Below are 19860 nucleotides of genomic sequence, written 5' to 3'. Positions count from 1 at the left end.
CGATGGCCGAAACACCGAACCGCTGGGAAGGCGTCTACCAGAGCAAGGAGGAGGCTGAGACAAGCTGGTTCGAGGACCGTCCACAGGTATCGCTCGACCTCATCGCCGAGACCGGCGCGGGCAAGGATGCGGCCATCGTAGATGTCGGTGCCGGCTCATCGAGGCTGGTGGACTGCCTTCTGGAGCAAGGGTTCCGCCGGATAACGGTTCTCGATCTCTCCGAAACCGCCTTGCGCATGGCGCGCGCGCGGCTTTCGCCAGATGCGCCGGTTGAGTGGGTGGCGGCGAACGTCCTGCACTGGCAGCCCTCCGGCCGCTTCGACCTCTGGCATGATCGGGCCGCGTTCCACTTCCTGACCGAGGCGTCCGATCAGGACGCTTATCTGCGTGTCATGGATCGGGCCCTTGTCCCCAGCGGTCACGCCATCATCGGGACATTCGCGCCAGATGGCCCGGCCTCGTGCAGCGGTTTGCCGGTCGCTCGCTATGATGGGGCCCTGCTTTCCGAACGGCTGGGCAGCGGATACCAGCTCGTCCGATCGCTGAGCCACGAACACCGCACGCCGTGGGGCAGCGTGCAGCGGTTCCATTTCGGGCTCTTTCGGAAGGTCTGACGGATGTCGGGAGATCGTCAATCGGCAGCGGCCGCGTTGGACCGCTGCGCCTGCGTGTCGCGAATGTGTTCGGGCCACGTTGACTTGATGTAGTCCAGGATGGCTTCGATCTCGCCTTGGTCCAGCACGGAGCCGAAGCCCGGCATGCCCGACGTGAAGGTCACGCCCATGTCGTCCAGAACGGCCTGACCGCCTCGCGTGATGTAGTCGATGAGCATGGCGTCATCGTGATGCCACGTGTGGCCCGTCTTGTCATGTGGCGGCGCCGGATAGAAGCCGTTGGCGTCGGGGCTGCGCCAGTCAGGCTGTCCCTCGAGATCGACGCCGTGGCAGGCCGCGCAATGCTTGACGTAAAGCGCGCGGCCGGAGTCGGTGTCCGTCTCGGACGCGTGGAGGAACGCCGCAGCCGGAACCGGCATGAGCCCGATCATCAGGGAGAATGCAGGCAATAGACGCCGACCGGGCAAGAGCGGTCTGAGCCGCATCTGGTGCCCCCGTCTGCGCCACGACTCTCCCATCAGCGAAAGACGACGTATTTGACCAGTGCCGCCATGACGAGCACCACGCGACTGGCGACCACGGCGCCGCACAGCCCCATTCCCCACATCATGCCGCCGTCCATCACCGTTCCGATCTCCTGAGTGCTAGTGGTCGCGCGTCTTTCCCGCCAGCCCGTCGATGATCGGGCAGTCCGGGCGGGCGTCGCCGTGACAATTCTCGACAAGATGCCCAAGCATCTCCCGCAACCCGGTCAGTTCCGCGATCTTGCGGTCGATCTCGCCAAGCTTCTCGGTGGCGATCGCCTTCACATCCGCGCTGGCGCGGTCGCGGTCGGTATAGAGGGAGAGCAGCTGCCGACATTCCTCGACCGAAAACCCGAGGCTGCGGGACCGCTGGACGAAGCGCAGCCGGTGGACGTCCTCGTTGGAATAGTCGCGGTACCCGTTGGCAGCCCGGTCGGCGGTCAGCAGACCGATGTCCTCGTAGTAGCGGATCGTCTTGGGCGGAAGGCCCGATTGCCTGGCGGCTGCTCCGATGTTCATGGCGGCATCTCCGTAGCTTCTTCCGCCAACATAGGGGTTCCAGTCGCTGGAAGCTCAAGTGAATTCGAGGTGAGCGGACAGAAGTGGCCGCGCGGTCTGCACCGCGCGGCCACTGTGGTCTCAGTTGGCGTTCTCAGCCAGCCAGGTGGTCATCCGCTCGATCTCGGGGCCCTGCGCCGCGATGATCTCTTCGGCAAGCGCGCGCATCTGCGGATCGTCGCCGTGCTCGAGCAAAACCTCAGCCATGTCGATGGCGCCCTGATGGTGGGCGATCATTCCACAGGCGAAGGCCACGTCGGCATCCTCCATCATCATGCCTTCGTGCATGGCCGGCATGGTGATCATCATCTTGCGCATGTTCTCCTGGACATGCTCGGGCATGGATTCGAGGTCCATGCCTCCCATACCCATCATTTCCATCATGCCCGCGTTCATGCCGCCGCCCTGATTGCCGTGCATGCCGCCATGACCCATGGCCGAGTGATCCATGCCACCCGAGGCAGCCGCTGTCGTGCACTGCTCGGGGAGCTGGAATTCCGCGTCCTGCGCCATGACGGGCGCTGAGAACGCGGTTGCAGCGATAGCCGCGGCGAGGATCGTCTTTGCGATAGTCATCTTGAGTTCTCCTGAATGTATGATTTGTCGAGCGATCAGAGCCACAGACGTCGCGGAGGGGGGAGGATCACCCCAGGATCGCTTCCCAAGCCCGGCACCGGCGTCGCAGCCGTCGTCTCGTCGCTGGTCGTAACGGTCGTAATTTCATGCGCTCCGACTGAAATCCCCGGACAGCAATGAGCCATCATGCAACAGCCTGCTGCCGCAGCATCACAGTCGGCGTCCATCTGAACGGTGAGAAAGCTGTGCTGGCCGCGCGGTTTGGCATGAGCCTGGTGAGTATGGGCTTCCGCTTGCGCCGCGTGATCATAGGATAATGGGGAGCCAAAGCTGGCAGGCGGCCAGATGAAGGCGAATGCCAGCGCCAGTACCGCTGCAGTTGCCATGTTCCAAATCAGCGCTGATTTTTTCATCAATGGTTATCCACCAGGGAAGACGCTGCCTCAGCAATTACAACCCGCTTCAAGTCAGCGCGTTCCTCTTGACGCTGCTTCTGACTATTGCCCGAGCGTCATGCCGCAGGGCGAGGCGAGAACCCGGCGTCCTCGAGCACGGACGCAACAGCAGATCGATCGACGCCCGATTCCACGGTCACCCGCTTCTGGGGCAAATCGACGTCGACCTTCGCCTGCGGATCGACCGAATGGATCGCCTTGGTGACGCTCCTGGCGCAGCCGCCGCACGTCATGTTGTCGATCTGGAACTGCATGGCACTCTCCTGAAGGGTTCTGCTTCCTAGGTTCCTACAAGATGGGGCTTCCACTTGGTGGAAGGTCAAGGGGCGATATCAGACGAAATCGGGGGTTGACCTTCCAGTGACTGGAAAGAGCAGAAGAGATCCAACAGCACTCGCCAATGGAGTTGACGATGAACGTCCACGAGATCGCTTCCAACCCGACACCAAGACACGCCACTGTCTCGTTACCGGTCATCGGGATGACCTGTGCTTCCTGCGTCGGGCGAGTCGAGAAGGCCTTGAACCGCGTTGAAGGCGTGGGAAAGGCGACGGTCAACCTCGCCACCGAGCGTGCCGATGTAACCTTGGTCCAGCCTGTCGATCGGGCCAGGCTGGTCCGGGCGATCGAAGACGCAGGCTACGAGGTTCCAGGTCGCGCGATCACGCTCGCCATCGATGGCATGACCTGCGCGTCCTGCGTGGCGCGCGTGGAAAAGGCGCTGCTCGCAGTTCCGGGCGTCGTATCCGCCACCGTGAACCTTGCGACCGAACGTGCTTCGCTTTCGACGTCCGGCACTGTCGCGGATCGCGATCTTGTCGCTGCAGTCGCCTCTGCGGGGTATGAGGCGCGGACGGTAAGTGGAAACGATGACGACGAGACGCAGGCGTCCCGCAAGCAGGCGGAGCAAGCTGCCTTGGGTCGCGACGTCGCCATCGCGGCCATCCTGACGCTGCCGGTGTTCGTGCTGGAGATGGGCTCGCACCTGATCCCGGCCGTCCATGAGCTCGTCATGACCACCATCGGCATGCGCGAAAGCTGGTACCTGCAGTTCGTTCTGACGACAGTGGTGCTGTTCTGGCCGGGCCTGCGGTTTTACCGGATCGGCCTGCCGGCGCTCATCAGGGGCGCCCCGGACATGAATTCGCTGGTCGCGGTCGGCACGCTGGCCGCCTGGACCTACTCGGTCGTCGCGACATTCGCGCCGCAGATTTTGCCCGCAGGAACGGTGAACGTCTACTTCGAGGCGGCTGCCGTCATTGTCACGCTGATCCTTCTCGGCCGCTATCTGGAGGCTCGGGCCAAGGGCAGGACCTCGGAAGCGATCAAGCGCCTTGTCGGTCTCCAGCCGAAGACGGCCCGCGTCCGCCGCGATGACAAGGTTGTCGAGGTGGCGCTTGGCGACGTCGTGACAGGCGACCTTGTCGATGTCCGACCCGGGGAGCGGATCGCCGTGGACGGCGAGGTCGTCGAGGGCGTGTCCTTCGTCGACGAAGCCATGATCACCGGAGAGCCGGTGCCGGTCGAGAAGCAGGCTGGCGCGACCGTGGTGGGTGGAACCGTCAACCAGACCGGCGCACTCACCTTCCGCGCAACCGCGGTCGGCGCCGACACCATGCTCGCGCAGATCATCCGTATGGTCGAGGAGGCTCAGGGCTCCAAGCTTCCCATCCAGGCGCTCGTTGATCGCGTGACGCTGTGGTTCGTGCCTGCCGTCATGGCGGCGGCCGCGCTCACTTTCCTTGTCTGGGCGATCTTCGGGCCGGAGCCTGCGACCACCTTCGCGCTCGTCAATGCCGTCGCCGTGCTGATCATCGCGTGCCCCTGCGCGATGGGACTCGCGACACCCACGTCGATCATGGTCGGAACCGGGCGCGGCGCGGAGATGGGCGTGCTGTTCCGCAAGGGCGAAGCGCTGCAGTCGCTCAAGGACGCCCGCGTCGTCGCGCTCGACAAGACCGGGACGCTAACCGAAGGCAAGCCCACCCTCACCGACCTTGAGACCACCGGCGGTCATGCCCGTAACGATGTTCTGGCACTGGTCGCCTCCGTCGAGGTGAAATCGGAGCATCCGATCGCGCGCGCCATCGTCGAAGCCGCCGAGGCAGACGGGCTGAAGCTGTCCGACTTGTCCCGGTTCGACAGCGTGACGGGCTATGGGGTCAGCGCTGATGTCGGCGGACGCCGCGTCGAGATCGGCGCCGATCGTTTCATGGAGAAGCTCGGGCTCGATGTCGGTGAATTCGCGACAATCGCCGCGCGACTGGCCGACGAGGGCAAGTCGCCGCTCTACGCCGCCGTCGACGGCGAGCTTGCCGCGATCATCGCCGTCGCCGATCCGATCAAGCCATCCACGCCGGAGGCCATCCGAGCCCTGCACGATCTCGGACTGAAGGTGGCGATGATTACTGGTGACAACCGGCGCACGGCGCAAGCCATCGCACGACAGCTCGGGATCGACGAGGTCGTGGCCGAGGTGCTGCCGGACGGCAAGGTGGAGGCCGTCAGGGCGCTGAAGCACCAACATGGTGGGCTTGCCTATGTCGGGGACGGCATCAACGACGCGCCCGCATTGGCCGAGGCGGATGTCGGCATTGCCATCGGCACCGGCACCGACATCGCCATCGAGGCCGCCGACGTGGTCCTGATGTCGGGCAGCCTCAAGGGCGTTCCGAATGCGATCGCGTTGTCAAAGGCGACGATCCGGAACATTCGGCAGAATCTGTTCTGGGCCTTCGCTTACAACACTGCGCTCATCCCGGTTGCAGCCGGGGCGCTCTATCCCGCCTTCGGGTGGCTCCTGTCGCCGGTCCTGGCGGCCGGTGCCATGGCGATGTCGAGTGTGTTCGTGTTGGGCAATGCGCTGAGACTGAAGCGCTTCCGGGCTCCGATGGCTGACGTCGGTCGATGATGAGGAACTGGGAAATGCTGCCGCATGGCACGGATTGGCTGTCTGCGATAGACAGGCAAGAACGTCGGAAACACATGACCCGCAGCGCTGCAGAGAACGTCTGAGAAACGGAGGAAGACATGCAACTGATACTTTCCCGAAGAGGCTTCGTGCTGGGCGCATGCGCTGCCTCGGTTGCCGGTGCTGTCCCCGCAATGGCCATCGCAGGGTCTGCGCTCCATGTCCTCAAGGATCTCAATTGCGGATGTTGCTCGGCCTGGGTCGAGATTGTGCGGGCCGACGGGTTCGATGTGACGGTCGAGGAGAGCATGGGGACGCTGCTCGCCCGCTACAAGCTCGACAACGGCATCCCGCAGGAAATGGCCTCGTGCCACACAGGCAGGATCGCGGGCTACATGATCGAAGGTCATGTTCCGCCCGCCGATATCCGGCCGCTGCTGGAGGAACGCCCGGACGCCATCGGTCTCGCCGTGCCCGGGATGCCCTACGGGTCGCCCGGCATGGGCCCGGAAAGCGAGCGCGAGGCGTACGAGGTGTTCCTGATCCGGCGCAGTGGGTCGACCGAAGTTTTCACAATCTATGCGGCTGCCTGATCCTGGTGCTGCTGTTTGGCGCGTGATCAGGGCCGAAGACACGTACGCGCCTGGTCGCGCATGACAGCGTGGTCGCTCAGCATCTCGCCAACGGCCGGGCCAAGCTGCAACGAAGCCAGTTCCTCGGCAGCCCTGGCCTGAAACTCCCAGCTATATTCGACGACGGGTGGGCAAGTCCCGAACTCGCCCGTCTCAGAACCGACCGTCGCACAGCCGCTCAGCAAGCTCGTTGCGATCGCGAGGGCGGCGAGCGGCGGCTTCCAGCATCCGGCGTTGGACATCATTGGCCTTCTCCCTAGGCTCAGGACCCATTGATTTGTCGGGCTTGTCGTGATTCACGGCTCCGCAAGGAGGCCGATATGACGAGCAACTTGTTCTGGTTGACGGAGGCGCAGATGGAGCGCCTTCGGCCCTTCTTCCCAAAGAGCCATGGGCGCCCTCGCGTTGATGATCGTCGTGTCCTGAGCGGCATTATCTTCATCAATCGCAACGGCTTGAGGTGGTGTGACGCGCCTTCGGAGTATGGGCCTCCAAAGACGCTCTACAACCGCTGGAAGCGATGGAGCGAGCTCGGTGTCTTTGCCAGGATCTTCGAGGGGCTGGCCGCGGAGGCCCCTGAGCCCGAGACCATCATGATCGATGCAACCTACCTGAAGGCGCATCGCACGGCATCCAGCCTGCGAGCAAAAAAGGGGGGCGCGGACGCCTCATCGGCCGAACGAAAGGCGGAATGAACACAAAGCTCCACGCGGTCACTGACGGCGAGGGCCGCCCCCTGCGCTTCTTCATGTCCGCGGGCCAAGTGAGCGACTATACCGGCGCACGGGCGATGCTGCGCGATCTCCCACCTGCGAAGTGGTTTCTCGGCGATCGCGGCTATGATGCCGATTGGCTCAGAGAAAGTCTGCAAGACAAGGGCTTGCGGGTCTGCATCCCGGGCCGAAAGGGACGGAAGACACCAGTCCGATACGATCGGCGACGCTACAAGCGCCGCAACCGGATCGAGATCATGTTCGGCAGACTGAAGGACTGGAGGCGCGTTGCAACCCGCTACGACAGGTGCCCGAAGGTTTTTCTCTCAGCCATCGCCCTCGCCGCAACCGTCCTTTTCTGGCTATGAGATGCTGTAACGGGGCCTGCGTCACGCACGACCGTTGCCACTTGTCAGATCAGCACCGCGCTGTCGCCATTCCCGTATTGAACCCAGATGGAGGATGACGGGATGAAGCTATTTATTGGATTGGATGTGTCGTTGGCGAAGACCGCAGTTTGTGTGGTCAGCGAGCATGGCCAGATCGTCAAAGAGGCGGAGACTGAAAGTGAACCGGAAGCTTTGGCGCATTGGTTGGACGAACTTGACGGCAGTATCGCAGCGATTGGCCTGGAGGCCGGGCCACTGTCGCAATGGCTGCACAGAGGGCTGACCGAAGCTGGACTGGAAGCGGTGCTCATGGAAACGCGCCAGGTGAAAGGAGCGTTGAAGGCGATGCCGATCAAGACGGATCGCCGCGATGCAGAAGGGATTGCACGCCTTCTTCATCTCGGCTGGTTCCGCCCGGTTCACTGTAAATCCGTCTCTGCTCAGGAAACCCGGGCAGTTCTCGGCGCTCGAAAGGCTATCCAGCAGAACATGATCGCTCTGGAAATGTCGGTGCGCGGATTGCTGCGGAACTTTGGCCTCAAGGTCGGTGCGATCTCCCGCGGCAAGTTCGAGACACGCATTCGGGAATTGGCAGATGGCAATCCGATGCTGGAAGCCGCGACTGAACCGATGCTGCGGGCCCGAGCGTCCCTACGACCAGGAACTGGCCGATCTCGAAAAGTGCGTGCGGCGGTTGGCCTGGGATGATCCGGTTTGCCAACGCCTTATGTCGATGCCAGGAATCGGTGTCGTCGTAGCACTGACATTTCGTGCTGCGGTCGATGATCCGGCCCGCTTTCGGTCTTCGAAAAGGGTCGGACCCTGGGTTGGTTTGACGCCTTCACGCAACCAGTCCGGTGAACGGGACGTGTCGGGTGGTATAACCAAAGCTGGCGATGTCAATCTGAGAAGGGCGTTGTGCCAGGCTGCAACTGTCATGATGAACCGTGGCCGATCGACTTGGCTGAGAACGTGGGGAGCCCAACTCGTGCAGCGGCGCGGACGCAAAGTTGCGATGGTCGCCCTCGCACGCCGCATCGCTGTCATACTGCATCGGATTTGGGTCGATGGCACAACCTTCCAATCAGATGCGGCGCCAAACCCTGCCTAACAGGATGACACCCCACCCGTTGCCTGCCTGATCGCAGGCCTTTGAGGTCCCGCAGGGACGTGGTTCCGATGATGCCGTGGTCAGGACTGTCGCTGGTTTTTGCCAAGCACGCCTATGAGATGGGCACATCGGAATTACATCGAACCAGCATCATGTTGGCAGCCATCGCGCTGACCACGAACCGAAGCATGTTCCCCAAGGATCTCAGCTATAGGCCGCGAAGGAAGCCAGGACCGGCACCAAGTATATCAAAGTAACCTCTACGGCGGGTCAATTGTTGTGCGCAAAACCGCTTGACTGGGACGCCCCCGTTACCGAAGTCCTGAGCCTAGTCTCAAGGCGTTCGGCGAGGCGGCCCGTGCGTTCGCCGGACCGCCGAAGCGCTAGCAGGAACAGGATCACGGCGAGCACGACGGCGCAGTAGCGTAGCGCCACCCGCATGCACGGGCTGGCGGCGAAACCGGTCAGGAGCGCAGCGATCATCGCTGTCCTCGTTTCCAGTCATCGAGGCGGGCGTAGATCGTGACCGCGATGCCGCCGAGGGCGACCGCGATGAACACCCAGCGCAGGGTGTCGAGATACGGGACGAGCGGCAGGATCGCGGTCTGGGTTTCGGTGAGCACCTGCTCCGCCACCTCGACTCCGGCTGCTCCGAGCGTCGCGACGCCCGCCGCGCCACCGCCCTTCATGGTCCGACTCTGCGCCAGGACTTCGCGCTGCGGCGGGGTCTCGGCGGCAAAGGGAACGGCACGCGCCGGGAACCGCTCGCCCCACTGCCGTGCCGGCCCGAGATCGACATGGATGAACTCCGAGCGCGGATAGAAGCCGAAGCCGAGGAACCCCACCTCGCGCGCTGCGGCCTCGAAGGCCACCGGGTCGTGGTTCGCCATGGCGATGTCGAAGGCGGCGCCGTCGAGGTGCTTCGATCGGGTCGCGCCGCCCACGGCGCGGTTGTGCTCGGGGCTGCGATAGGCCGAGCGGACGATCAGCGGCTTGCCCAGCCGGTCACGCAGCGCCTGCAGCTTGTCGAGCGCGGGCTCGTTGATGAGCAGCTTGCCGGTGCCCCGGCAGGCGATCTCGGCGGGGGAGAAGTTGGGCCAGCGCCAGGTGCTCTCCGGTACGTCACGCCAGTGGCGGTGGAAGGTCGTGGTCATGGGGTCCTCCGAAACGAGTTTCCGGCCCCTCGCAGGGCTCTGTGCGTTCGCCGCTCGGGAATGTCCACTGGACCTTCCCGTCTGCCTGACAGACAGACCGCGGCTCACCCCGCCACCAGGGCTGGTCACGGTTAGGCTAACGGGGTGGTGAGCGGCTACGGGCTGCCGCCGAAGATCTTGAGCTTGATGGCGATGCCGGCGAGCAGCGCGAGCATGACGGCGGTGGTGATCATGCGGACGGCGGTCTGCATCGCGGTGCGGCGCACCAGCCGGATGCAGTCGACGAGCGAGCGCAGATCGCGGATGTCGAGCGCGGCCTCGTCGCCGTCGAGACCGACATCGGCGAGCGCGCGCTTGGCGCCTCACCGGCACGCGCCTCCTGCGTGAATGGCAGTGGCGCGTGAATTTAGAGAAGGTATTGGCATGAAGGTTCTTGGATTTCGCGGCGACCCGAAGGCCCCCCGCTACGCAGTCGTGTCGGAAGTGGGCGGCGCCTACACGCTGGAGAACGCGGCCAGCGACAACAAGCTGTCCGTCCCTGCCTCGATCGGGGAGGACGCCGATGCCGAGCGGCTGGACTGGCTGTACCGCGAAGTTCTGGCGATCTTCGATGCCCATCCCGGCATCGCAAAAGTGATGATCAAGCAGAACGAATACACGCAGAGCGATACCAAGGCGAAGCGGAAGTCGGCTCATGCCGATGCCGCCGTCGTGCTCGCCTGTGCGCATCGTGGGATCCCTGTCGAGCTGAAGATCTACTCATCCATGCCCACGACGAGCAAGGAGACGAAGCAGCACGCTGACACCCGGGTCGGAAAGACCGACAAATACTGGGACAACAAGATGGCCGACGCCGTGAATGCGGCATGGTGGGGGCTGCGCCGGCCATGAACCAGCTTGTCCTTGTCACCCTCACGCCCGGCATGACCCTCTACAAGTACCGGTTGGTCAGCAAGATCGGCGCAGGCAGCTTCGGAGAGGTCTGGCTGGCGCATGATCTTGCCGTGCAGCGAGAGTACGCGGTCAAGATCCTCCAGCCAGGGGTGTCCGTGGACGAGCGGCTGCGTGAGGCCCAGATCGGCAACCGGCTCGAGCACAACAACCTCGTGTACGTCCACCAGGCCGATGTCGTGCCGGTGTCGGGGGAGCATGCCGTCATCCTCGCCATGGACTACCAGCCGAACGGCTCGGTCGAGACCCTGGCAAATCCGGCGGGCTATCTGCCGCTTCCCGCCGTCCTGCGGATCGCACGAGATATCCTGCAGGGGCTGGAGTATCTCCATGCGCGCAGCTTCTATCACAACGACATCAAGCCGGGGAACATTCTGCTGGGGTCTCAGCAGCAGGCCATGCTGTCGGACTACGGGATTACGGGCGTTTCATCGAACGGTGCCCCGGTAGCGGCCCCGAACGCCTACGTTCTCCACCGTGCACCGGAAGTCCTTACGACGGGCAACATCGGCGTCAGTTCGGACATCTTCCAGGTCGGCATGACCCTCGCACGGTTGCTTATTCACATGGACCATCTGCGGGCAGTTCGCGCCAGCATCGGCACGGCGCAGTACGAACAGGACATAGCGTCTGGGAAGCTGCTTCAGGCGAAGGACTTCGGGTGCCACATCCCAGCAGCAGTTCGTCGCGTCATCCTGAAGGCTGTCCATCCTGATCCGGTCCAGCGGTACACCAGCGCTCTCGAGATGCGGCGAGCGCTTGAAAAGCTGAACTACCCCGGGCACTGGACAGTCGACGCCGCCGGCAGCGAAGTCGGCATATGCAGGACCCACGAGTTCTCGCACTCGGTCTCGCCGGTAGCAGGCGGGAAGTTCGACGTGACCTGCAGCAAGCGCAATGTGGTCTCAGGCAATAATCAGCGCGTCACCCAGTTCTGCAAGCGTGGTGTCACCCAAAAGCAGGCGGAAAAGGTCGTCGCGGACTTCAAGCAATTCGTGGTGACCGGCAAATGACTTTCATCGCCGCTGAGAAACACCAATCCCAGGTCCCGGCACTTCAGCTGCTGGTCGCGCTCGGGTTCACGCCGCTCTCGCAGGAGGAGGCCCTCCGCCTCCGTGGCGGGCGCCTCCGTAACGTCGTGCTGGACGATGTTCTTGCCGAGCAGCTGATGCGCATCAACCGCTTTACCCATCGGGGTCGCGAGTATTCCTTCGCCTTAGAGCGCAGCATCGAGAACCCGCGGATCATCATAGTCACGGACCGCGATGATCTCGACAAGCAGATCAAAGATACCTTCAAGTCCTGTGATCTCGAGCCGATCCGCGCGACGAGCGGGGCTCACCTTCTAGAGCTCGTCCAAAACAAGGCTCCGCTGGTCACCACGATCATCAACAAGTTCGATACGGCGTTGAAGAACAGCAAGCTGGCGGACGAAGATCCGAACATCTTCGTGCTGGTGGACGAGAGCCACAGGACTCAGACGGGGCGCTACGGCGGCCACAGCCAATTCGCCGCCAAGATGCGCCGCCTCCTTCCAAAGGCCTGCTACCTCGGCTTCACCGGTACGCCTCTGCTGAAGAAGGAGAAGAACACGCTGTCGACCTTCGGGCGGTTCATCCACCGCTACGCTATTGACGAGGCGGTCGCCGACGGTGCCGTCGTGCCGCTGCTCTACGAGGGACGGCTCGTTGAGCAGCAGGTCTCGGGCGCAGTTATCGACCGTTGGTTCGACAAGATCAGCGAGGGGCTGACCGAGAACCAGAAGCGTGATCTAAAGCGGAAGTTCTCTCGGATGGACGCCTTGGCCAAGACCGATCAGGCCATTCGAGCCAAGGCGTTCGACATCTCCGAGCACTTTCGCCAGCACTGGCAGGGTACTGGGTTCAAGGCGCAGCTCATCGCCCCGTCGAAAGCGGCGGCCGTCCGCTTCAAGGAGGTCCTCGACGAGATCGGCCACGTGTCGAGTGCGATCGTCATCTCGCCGCCGGACGATAACGAGGGCAACGAGGAGGTCGACCAGGAATCCAAGGACCTCGTGCGGAAATTTTGGTTGTCAATGATGGCGCGGTACAAGACCGAGGAAGAGTACAACCGCCAGATCATCGACGCCTTCAAGGGCTCCGGCGATCCAGAAATCCTGATCATCGTCTCCAAGCTGCTCACCGGCTTCGACGCGCCCCGTAACACGGTCCTTTACGTCTGCAAGTCCCTGAAGGAACATAACCTCCTGCAGGCGATTGCGCGCGTAAACCGCCTCTACGAGGACGGTGGCACGGAGAAGCAGTTCGGCTTCATCATCGACTACGAAGGGTTGCTAGGCGAGCTCGACAGCGCCCTGTGAACCGCTCCGGGTTTGCCGGAGGCTGTTTGGTTTAAGTTATGCGGCTATGGTCTTAGTTACCAGAGCTGCGTAGAAGTTTGCCTCTGCTTCCGCTGGTGGGATGTTCCCGATGGGCTCGAGGAGGCGGCGATTGTTGAACCAGTCGACCCATTCCAGAGTGGCGTATTCCACGGCGTCCAGACTGCGCCACGGGCCACGGCGGTGGATGACCTCCGCCTTGAAGAGACCATTGATTGTCTCGGCCAAAGCGTTGTCATAGCTGTCACCGACGCTGCCGACCGAGGGTTCGATTCCTGCCTCGGCCAAGCGTTCGGTGTATTTTATCGCCAGGTATTGCGATCCGCGGTCTGAGTGATGGATCAGTCCCACACCAGGCTGCCGCTGATGAACAGCCTGTTCCAAAGCGTCGAGAACGAAGCCTGTGTGAGCCGTGCGGCTGACGCGCCACCCAACGATCCGGCGCGCGAACGTGTCGATCACGAATGCCACATAAACGAACCCTTGCCAGGTGGCGACATAGGTGAAATCGCTGACCCAGAGCATGTTCGGTGCCGGCACCCGGAATTGCCGGTTTACCTTGTCCATCGGGCACGGCTGCTTCTTGTCAGGGATCGTCGTTTTATGCGGCTTGCCCCGGATGACGCCCTGCAGGCCCAAATCCTTCATCAACCGGGCTATCGTGCATCGGGCCACATCAAATCCTTCCCGCCGCATCTGGCGCCAGACTTTGCGCACGCCATAGACCTTGTAATTCTCATCGAACACGCGCTCGATCTCGGGGCGAAGCTCGTCGTCGCGCTTGAACCGATCCGAGCGCAGATCAGGGTCGGCCCGTTTGGCCAGATGATCGTAGTATGTGGACGGGGCAATCGGCAGGTGCTTGCAGATCGGCTCGACCCCGAGCTCTCCACGATAATCGTCGATAAAGGCGATCATGACTTCGGTCGGCGGTCGAGCTCCGCCATCGCAAAATACGCCGACGCCTTCCGCAGGATCTCATTCGCCTGCTTGAGTTCGCGGTTCTCGCGCTCCAGCGCCTTCATCTTCTCGGCCATCTCGGTACTGACCCCAGCACGGTCGCCACGATCAATCTCTGCCTTTTTGACCCAGTCATTCAGCGTGTTCGTCGAACAGCCTATCTTCGCCGAGATCGATACGATCGCTTGCCAGCGGCTCTCATGCTGACCGGCGTTGTCCAAAACCATACGAACCGCTCGCTCGCGCACTTCAGGGGAATATTTGTTCGTTGTCTTGCTCATGATGCTCCATCCTACTCAAGAGTTGGAGCCTCCGGCAAACCCGGAGCGGTTCATTCTGCACGAGTTGCCAGTTCGTGTGGGTGCCGCGCTGGAAGCCGATGCCGATGCAGTTCACCACGGCGGACAACGTCAAGGTCGTGGCCAGCGCCGTGGTCGATCCGTAGAGGCCGAAGAAGCCCATACCGGTCGCCTGCAGCGTCACCAGCGAGAGCCGGTTCACGTAGGTGAAGCCGCCCAGCCCATCCGCATTGCCGCGCCAGCAGACCCAGCCGGCCGAACGCTCCTCCGCCGCTGCATCGGCGGTGGCGGCGCTGGTCACGCGCCAGCGGCGCATTGAGGTCGAAAGGTTGGTGGTGGCGAGTGTCGGCGTGGACACGGTGCCGACGGCGGTGCGCGGCATGCCGTTGGTGTTGACGGTCGTACCGGTGGACGGCGCCCAGGTCGCGATGCGGTTCACCCCGAAATGCGGCTGCAGCGGAAAGAACCGCCCCGAGGGGCGCTGGACGTCGAGCCATCCAGCCCCCGCGCGGTCGCGCGCATAAATAGCCAGCTTGCCGGTCGGCGGCGGTGCGGGCACGGCATCGAGCGCCGGGAGCACCAGAGGTTCGGGCATCTCGACCCGGCCGCTGGTGCGGTCGATCCGGATCGCCTCGTAGAAGGCCGAGCCGTCCGGGCTGACCTTGAAGCTGAAATCGTCGCTGCCAAGAAGGCCGATCAGTGCGCGGGCCGACCAGTTGGTCTTGAAAGCGAAACTCGCATCGTTGGCGGCCGCGGCCTTGTTGACCGTCGCCTCGATCCCGGCGCCCGCGTTGTTCAGGAGCACCGCGGGGGTGTTGACCGACAGCCGGTTGTAGCTGTCGGCCGTCGCCCCGCCGAGGCCCAGAAGCTGGGCGGTCAGGTTCGCCTGGGGCATGCCGACCTGGGTCACGGCATTGGCGAAGGTTACAGTCGGCGTGTTGATCACCGTGGTGCCGTTCGCGCCCGAGGTCACGGGGCCGATGTTGACGACCGTGGTCGACCCCGACGCGCCGCCGGTGCCGAGGTTCACGGTCTTGGTAAGGCCGGTGGTCGTCGCCCCGGTGCCCATGCCGTAGGTCGCCGTTCCCGTGGCCGTGCCGATGGTCGCAGTCGCTCCCGAGACCGTGACGGTACCGGAGGCCGTCAGTGTGCCCGAGAAGGTCTTGTTGCCGTTGAAGGTCTGGGTCCCCGCCAGGATCGCCAGTTCCGAGGAGGTGTTGGGCAGCGTGTAGCTGCGGGTCGTGCCGGTGCTGATCCCGGACAGCGAGAAGACCGCCTTCTTTGTGGGATCGGCATCGTTGATCAGGCTGAAGACGGCGTCCGAGATGTCGCTTGGCTCGCCGACGACCTCCCAGGCAGCGCCAGTCCAGACGAGCAGCACGGCCTCGTCCTCGACCCATGTCCGCCAGCCAGTACGCGGTGGCAGGCGCAACCAGGCGCCGTCGGTCCAGAGGGCGATGTTCAGATCCCACCCCGCCCAGTCGCCCGTCGCGCCCGAGCCGACAACGTAGCGGTCGCCATCGGCAGGGCTGACTGGCGGCGTGGTCAGGTCCCGGTCGAGGACGGAGAGCTGGACAAGCCCGTCGAGGATCCGCAGCGCCTCGTTGTGGGTGACATGCTTCTGGGCCTGCGCCGCCAGGATGTATGGCAGCAGGAGATAGGTCGTGGCGTCGGACATGGGGTGGCCTTCAGAACGTGAGCGTGACTGTCTTGGGTGCGCCCCGCCCGACGAGGGCAGAGAGCTGGAAGAGACGAATGTCGAGCGTGTCGCCCGGACCGAGCACCGCGCCCCAGTCGGCGGTCTGGGCGGCGGCGGTGTAGATCGCGCTGGCGGTGGCCGCGCTCAGCACCCGCTTCACCGTGGCGCCGTCGAGGATCTCGACCTCGTAGGCTTCGAGTTCCTCGGCCAGCGGCACCTCGAGCCCGCCCCAGCTGTCGGCGGCGAGTGCGCGGGATCGGCGCGTCCAGCGGATGGTCAGGTCCCCGGCCGTGCGCGGTTCGCGCCAAGGCTGCTCGACATGGGCGACGGAGAACGGCCGCAGCCCCACGCCCGCGGGCGTGAAGGTCTGGGCGACGTAGGTCTCGTCGTTGACCGGGCGGTTTGCCGGGCCAATGCGCCAGTTCCATGGAATGCCGAGCTCGGCCTCGGCGATCGGCAGCGATGTCAACGCTGCGTCGAGTACCACGACCCGCGCACCAGAAGGCGCCGGATTGCCCATGGCGCCCTCGGTGCCGCGCTGGCCGCGCAGGAGTCGGGTCAGGCGATACCGGCCAGGGGCGATCAGTTCGGCCGCGCCCGCCTGCACGACCTCCCAGACGCCGGGCGCGCTCTCGATGGCGATGGCATTGGCGCCGCCGAACAGGGTCAAATCGGTGACGCTTTCCAGCGTGCCGGTCAGCAGATCGACCACCAGCGCGTTGCCGAGATCGAAGCGCGAGGTGGGTCCGGCGTAGAAGTCCGAGACCAGCGTGCCGATCCGGGCGCGTGTGCCAAACGTGGTTAGCAGGTCGAAGCCGTCCGTCGATGGGCTTCGATAAACCGCGATCTCGCCGGGCCAAGGCACCGCATGCGCCGCCGCGAAGGGCCGATGCGCGGCCTGATCATCGGTCAGCTGCGGCAGATCGAGCAGGACCGCCTCGGGCGTGCCGAAGACGACGGCCTGCGACAGCGCCGAGGGTCGCGGCGCGCCGGGCGGCAGGTCGTAGGCCTCCCGATCCTGGCGGACGGCCTCGGTGCCGCGCGCGTCGGCGTCGGCAATCGAGATGAGCCGAAGCGGGATGGACCGGCCGTCATGGGCGAGCATGACGACATCGGCCGGGTCGAGCGCCAGCCGCGAGGGCGGAAGACGGAACGCCGCCGTCTCGCGACCGGTCCAAGCTTCCATCAGCGCGCGGCGGCAACGGCGCTCCGCTTCCTCGGGCGGCACCGCCATCGGGAAGCTCTCGGAGGCGATGCGCGTCGTGTCGACGGTGATGCGCCTGGCCTCGACCTGAGCCGCTTCGTAATCCTCGTCGGCGCGGGCGACCTGCCACTTCAGGGCCTGTGGCAGCTCGGTCTCCTGGCCGCGTGTCAGTTCCAGCACGTCGCCCTCGCGCGCGGCGACCAGATCATCGGGCTCCAGGGTGGCGACGGAGGCCCGGCCGCGCATGATGAAGCGGATCACGCCCTCGGTCTCGACGGCATCGAAGCCGAAGTGGCGCGCCAGCGTGGTGATCGAGGCCCGAGGGCTTTCCAGCGCGCCAATGGCATAGCCCTCGACCGCGCCCCAGAGGCCGGTGACGTCGATGCGATCCTCGGGCAGATCGGCGCGCAGGCAGAGGTGCCGCACGAGGGCCGCCAGCGACACCGCGCCAAGGCGGCCGGTCAGCCAATGGCCGAGCCGCCAGTTCGGTCCGTCGGTCCAGACGTCGGTCAGTTCAGGGAAGAACGGATACGGCCGCGCGTCCCAGGTCCATGCCACGCATTCCGGCACATCGACCATCCGGCCGCCGTAGACCGAGGACACCGGGTTGTTCGCGGCCTCGCCCCAGAACAGGTAGGTCGCCTCGAGATAGGCGCGCTGGATGGTGTCGTCGCGCCAGCCCCGCGAGAAATACGGCGTGAAGCTCTCCGACGACTTCGGGTCGAAGAAGACATTGGGCTGGTTCGTGCCCCGGTCGATGGCCGGGCAGCCGAGTTCGGTGAAGCGGATGGGTTTCGATTGCGGCACCCACGCCGTCGGCGTGCCGCTCTCTACCCCGCCCGGGCGATTGTAATGCGGGTTCGACCACCAGCTGCGCAGATCCTTGTAGCGGAAGACCCACGGCTTGCCGGCGGCGCCATCGGTGATCGGCGTGCGCACTTGCGCCGACCGATCCGCCGCCGATGCGTAGAACCAGTCGAAGCCTTCGCTACCCGCGATGTTCTCCTGCAGATAGGCCCGGTCGTAGATCGCGGGCCAGCCTTCGGCCGCATCCGCATGCCCGAAGCCGTCGCGCCAGTCGGAGAGCGGCATGTAATTGTCGATGCCGACGAAATCGATGTTGGCGTCCGACCAGAGCGGGTCGAGGTGGAAATAGACATCGCCGCTGCCGTCGCCCGGATGATGGCCGAAGTATTCCGACCAGTCGGCCGCATAGCCGATCTCCGTGCCCGCCCCGAGAATGGCGCGCACGTCGGCGGCGAGCGCCTTGAACGCGGTAACAGCGGGATAGCTGCTGGCGCCCGAGCGGATGGTGGTCAGGCCGCGCATTTCAGAGCCGATCAGGAAAGCGTCGACCCCGCCTGCCACCGCGCAGAGATGGGCGTAATGCAGCATCATGCGGCGCAGGCCCCAGTCGCCGGACGGGCCCGTCCAGGAGACGGTCTCGCCTGAGATCGCGAAGTCGGAGGGGCTGACGCTGCCGAAGAAGGCCGCGACCTGGCTGGCGGCAGTAGCCGTCTTGTCTACGCTCCCGGCATAGCCTGCCGCGGGCGAACAGGTGATCCGGCCGCGCCAGGGGAATGTGGGCTGGCCGGTCTCGGCGGCATTGTCGGAATACGGGTTCGGCAGCGTGTTGCCGGGCGGCACATCCATCAGGATGAACGGATAGAAGGTCACACGCAGCCCACGCGCTTTCATCTCCCGGATCGCCTGTACCACGGCAAAATCAGCGGGCGTGCCGCCATAGACAGGGCGGTCTTCAGCGTCGCGGCTGACGAGGATGGCATTGGCGCGGCTGACGCCATTGACCGACCAGCCGACCGGCGCCGTGGATTTCGCCGTGACCTCGACGCCCGGGCGCAGCTTGCAGGAACCCGCGCGCAGGTCGTCGCCGAACCAGGCGACGACGAGGCTGACGCTCTCGACGGCCGGCGCCATGGCCTGCAGGCGGTCGAGCGCGACCACCATGTCGGCGGTGTCGGGTAGCGCGTTCAAGTTTTCGGCCTGCGTCGCGCCGCCGGAGGATTTGCGGATGGCCTGGGTGGCATAGGTGAACTCGCCCGAGGCCGGGATCAGGGTGACAGCGCGGGTCAGCCCCTCGGCTGTGTCGGGGTCGGCGAGCGGTCGGAACACCTCGAAGGACAGCTGCGGCAGGCGGTTGCCGTAGCTCGACAGCGGCAGTTCCTCGAAAACGACATAGGCCGTGCTGCGATAGGCCGGAGTGTTGGCCGCGCCCATCTTCGCCGCGATGAACGGATCGGCCGCCTGCGCCTCGTCGCCGGGATACCAGCGCCAGGTGACGCCCGAGAGGCCCATCGGCTTTCCGTCGGCCCAGATGCGCCCGATCCCGGTGATCGGCCCCTCGCAGAGCGCCACGGCGAAGGAGGCATAGTAGAGATACTCGGTCGTCTTGACCTTGCCGCCTCCACCGCCCTTGCCGCCGCCCTGCGTGGTGGTCTTCGTCTCCTCGCGGAAATCGGTGGCCCAGATGATGTTCCCGCCGATCCGCATTCGGCCGTAGAGGCGCGGGATCACCGCCCCCTCGGTCGAGGACGTGATGCGCAAGCTGTCGAGCCGCGCGCCTTCGATCCGTTGGGTCGGTGCGAGCGAGGACACGATCCAGCTGTCGACGACCGAGCCGATGGTGGAACCGATGAAGCCGCCGATGGTCGCCGCGCTGACGCCGAGGATCGCGCCACCGATCGAGCCGCCGATGGCGGCACCGGCGGCGCCGAGAATGAGGGTGGCCAT

At 64.6% G+C, this 19860-nt stretch carries 17 protein-coding genes, 1 pseudogene and 1 other annotated feature; of the genes and pseudogenes, 8 read left to right on the top strand and 10 right to left on the bottom strand.

The features are described 5' to 3' along the window. Positions 1-2 precede the first annotated feature (2 nt). On the top strand, positions 3-614 hold the full coding sequence (locus P73_RS09820) for a class I SAM-dependent methyltransferase (RefSeq protein ID WP_043869432.1): 612 nt from the start codon (positions 3-5) through the stop codon (positions 612-614). A gap of 17 nt (positions 615-631) precedes the next feature. On the opposite strand, the gene P73_RS09815 is transcribed toward P73_RS09820, so the two are convergent. The 5 genes from P73_RS09815 to P73_RS09800 form a co-directional block, all read right to left on the bottom strand. Then, positions 632-1045 (bottom strand): c-type cytochrome, encoded by a 414-nt coding sequence (locus P73_RS09815; RefSeq protein WP_043869431.1) that lies wholly within the window; start codon positions 1043-1045, stop codon positions 632-634. A 213-nt stretch (positions 1046-1258) separates the two neighbouring features. Beyond that, positions 1259-1657 carry a Cu(I)-responsive transcriptional regulator gene (cueR, locus tag P73_RS09810; RefSeq protein WP_043869430.1) on the bottom strand — a complete coding sequence of 133 codons (399 nt, stop codon included), beginning with the start codon at positions 1655-1657 and terminating at the stop codon, positions 1259-1261. Positions 1658-1777: 120 nt separating this feature from the next. Then, on the bottom strand, positions 1778-2272 hold the full coding sequence (gene copM / locus P73_RS26645; RefSeq protein WP_043869429.1) for a CopM family metallochaperone: 495 nt from the start codon (positions 2270-2272) through the stop codon (positions 1778-1780). A 35-nt stretch (positions 2273-2307) separates the two neighbouring features. Further along, positions 2308-2685 (bottom strand): hypothetical protein, encoded by a 378-nt coding sequence (locus P73_RS25600; protein ID WP_139267224.1) that lies wholly within the window; start codon positions 2683-2685, stop codon positions 2308-2310. 98 nt (positions 2686-2783) lie between these two features. Then, entirely contained in the window at positions 2784-2981 is a 198-nt protein-coding gene (locus P73_RS09800) for a heavy-metal-associated domain-containing protein (RefSeq protein ID WP_043869428.1), read from the bottom strand. Between the two features lie 158 nt (positions 2982-3139). Between P73_RS09800 and P73_RS09795 the strand changes: the two genes are divergently transcribed. Together P73_RS09795 and P73_RS09790 are read left to right on the top strand one after the other, a co-directional pair. Further along, on the top strand, positions 3140-5638 hold the full coding sequence (locus tag P73_RS09795) for a heavy metal translocating P-type ATPase (RefSeq protein WP_043871553.1): 2499 nt from the start codon (positions 3140-3142) through the stop codon (positions 5636-5638). A 119-nt stretch (positions 5639-5757) separates the two neighbouring features. Next, the gene (locus P73_RS09790) at positions 5758-6231 is read left to right on the top strand and encodes a DUF411 domain-containing protein (RefSeq protein ID WP_043869427.1); all 474 of its coding nucleotides are present in this window, start codon (positions 5758-5760) and stop codon (positions 6229-6231) included. A gap of 26 nt (positions 6232-6257) precedes the next feature. On the opposite strand, the gene P73_RS09785 is transcribed toward P73_RS09790, so the two are convergent. Continuing rightward, on the bottom strand, positions 6258-6515 hold the full coding sequence (locus tag P73_RS09785) for a hypothetical protein (protein ID WP_043869426.1): 258 nt from the start codon (positions 6513-6515) through the stop codon (positions 6258-6260). Positions 6516-6590: 75 nt separating this feature from the next. Between P73_RS09785 and P73_RS24905 the strand changes: the two genes are divergently transcribed. Together P73_RS24905 and P73_RS09770 are read left to right on the top strand one after the other, a co-directional pair. Then, positions 6591-7351 (top strand): IS5 family transposase gene (locus P73_RS24905; protein ID WP_139267087.1). Its coding sequence is split into 2 segments (ribosomal slippage): positions 6591-6915 and positions 6915-7351, totalling 762 coding nucleotides; the frame shifts between segments, so codons are not numbered across the junction. Positions 7352-7453: 102 nt separating this feature from the next. Beyond that, positions 7454-8483: pseudogene (locus tag P73_RS09770) on the top strand (IS110 family RNA-guided transposase). Positions 8484-8962: 479 nt separating this feature from the next. On the opposite strand, the gene P73_RS09760 reads toward P73_RS09770, so the two are convergent. Further along, entirely contained in the window at positions 8963-9637 is a 675-nt protein-coding gene (locus P73_RS09760) for a YcbK family protein (protein ID WP_043869421.1), read from the bottom strand. Between the two features lie 423 nt (positions 9638-10060). On the opposite strand from P73_RS09760, the gene P73_RS09750 reads away from it, so the two are divergent. Genes P73_RS09750 through P73_RS09740 form a run of 3 tightly spaced genes read left to right on the top strand, consistent with a single transcriptional unit; the run spans position 10061 to position 12929 of the window. After that, positions 10061-10528, top strand: coding sequence for a hypothetical protein (locus P73_RS09750; RefSeq protein ID WP_043869420.1), 468 nt, complete (start codon positions 10061-10063; stop codon positions 10526-10528). Further along, entirely contained in the window at positions 10525-11601 is a 1077-nt protein-coding gene (locus P73_RS09745) for a serine/threonine-protein kinase (RefSeq protein WP_158401927.1), read from the top strand. The genes P73_RS09750 and P73_RS09745 overlap by 4 nt, the downstream gene beginning before the upstream one ends. Beyond that, positions 11598-12929, top strand: a complete 1332-nt coding sequence (locus P73_RS09740; protein WP_043871549.1) for a type I restriction enzyme subunit R domain-containing protein — start codon at positions 11598-11600, stop codon at positions 12927-12929. The genes P73_RS09745 and P73_RS09740 overlap by 4 nt, the downstream gene beginning before the upstream one ends. 36 nt (positions 12930-12965) lie before the next feature. On the opposite strand, the gene P73_RS09735 is transcribed toward P73_RS09740, so the two are convergent. From P73_RS09735 to P73_RS09720, 3 genes are all read right to left on the bottom strand, one after another. After that, positions 12966-14188 (bottom strand): IS3 family transposase gene (locus P73_RS09735; RefSeq protein ID WP_420836116.1). Its coding sequence is split into 2 segments (ribosomal slippage): positions 12966-13900 and positions 13900-14188, totalling 1224 coding nucleotides; the frame shifts between segments, so codons are not numbered across the junction. Further along, positions 13791-13907: a sequence feature (AL1L pseudoknot), on the bottom strand. (Overlaps the previous gene by 117 nt.) Beyond that, positions 14157-15884, bottom strand: a complete 1728-nt coding sequence (locus P73_RS26110) for a DUF2793 domain-containing protein (protein ID WP_245629259.1) — start codon at positions 15882-15884, stop codon at positions 14157-14159. Before P73_RS26110 ends, P73_RS09735 begins: the two co-directional genes overlap by 32 nt. Positions 15885-15894: 10 nt before the next feature. Further along, positions 15895-19860 (bottom strand): baseplate multidomain protein megatron, encoded by a 3966-nt coding sequence (locus P73_RS09720; protein ID WP_043869418.1) that lies wholly within the window; start codon positions 19858-19860, stop codon positions 15895-15897.

The organism is Celeribacter indicus (assembly GCF_000819565.1).
GTDB lineage: Bacteria > Pseudomonadota > Alphaproteobacteria > Rhodobacterales > Rhodobacteraceae > Celeribacter > Celeribacter indicus.
Note: the sequence above shows the minus strand (reverse complement) of the source record. Positions and strands in the feature narration are given on the sequence as shown.

What these genes read in the sequence shown, in the direction of transcription:
- P73_RS09820 (WP_043869432.1), top strand. Translation starts at nt 3, where the DNA reads ATGGCCGAAACACCGAACCGCTGGGAAGGCGTCTACCAGAGCAAGGAG.
- P73_RS09815 (WP_043869431.1), bottom strand. Translation starts at nt 1,045, where the DNA reads ATGATCGGGCTCATGCCGGTTCCGGCTGCGGCGTTCCTCCACGCGTCC.
- cueR (WP_043869430.1), bottom strand. Translation starts at nt 1,657, where the DNA reads ATGAACATCGGAGCAGCCGCCAGGCAATCGGGCCTTCCGCCCAAGACG.
- copM (WP_043869429.1), bottom strand. Translation starts at nt 2,272, where the DNA reads ATGACTATCGCAAAGACGATCCTCGCCGCGGCTATCGCTGCAACCGCG.
- P73_RS25600 (WP_139267224.1), bottom strand. Translation starts at nt 2,685, where the DNA reads ATGAAAAAATCAGCGCTGATTTGGAACATGGCAACTGCAGCGGTACTG.
- P73_RS09800 (WP_043869428.1), bottom strand. Translation starts at nt 2,981, where the DNA reads ATGCAGTTCCAGATCGACAACATGACGTGCGGCGGCTGCGCCAGGAGC.
- P73_RS09795 (WP_043871553.1), top strand. Translation starts at nt 3,140, where the DNA reads ATGAACGTCCACGAGATCGCTTCCAACCCGACACCAAGACACGCCACT.
- P73_RS09790 (WP_043869427.1), top strand. Translation starts at nt 5,758, where the DNA reads ATGCAACTGATACTTTCCCGAAGAGGCTTCGTGCTGGGCGCATGCGCT.
- P73_RS09785 (WP_043869426.1), bottom strand. Translation starts at nt 6,515, where the DNA reads ATGATGTCCAACGCCGGATGCTGGAAGCCGCCGCTCGCCGCCCTCGCG.
- P73_RS09760 (WP_043869421.1), bottom strand. Translation starts at nt 9,637, where the DNA reads ATGACCACGACCTTCCACCGCCACTGGCGTGACGTACCGGAGAGCACC.
- P73_RS09750 (WP_043869420.1), top strand. Translation starts at nt 10,061, where the DNA reads ATGAAGGTTCTTGGATTTCGCGGCGACCCGAAGGCCCCCCGCTACGCA.
- P73_RS09745 (WP_158401927.1), top strand. Translation starts at nt 10,525, where the DNA reads ATGAACCAGCTTGTCCTTGTCACCCTCACGCCCGGCATGACCCTCTAC.
- P73_RS09740 (WP_043871549.1), top strand. Translation starts at nt 11,598, where the DNA reads ATGACTTTCATCGCCGCTGAGAAACACCAATCCCAGGTCCCGGCACTT.
- P73_RS26110 (WP_245629259.1), bottom strand. Translation starts at nt 15,884, where the DNA reads ATGTCCGACGCCACGACCTATCTCCTGCTGCCATACATCCTGGCGGCG.
- P73_RS09720 (WP_043869418.1), bottom strand. Translation starts at nt 19,860, where the DNA reads ATGGCCACCCTCATTCTCGGCGCCGCCGGTGCCGCCATCGGCGGCTCG.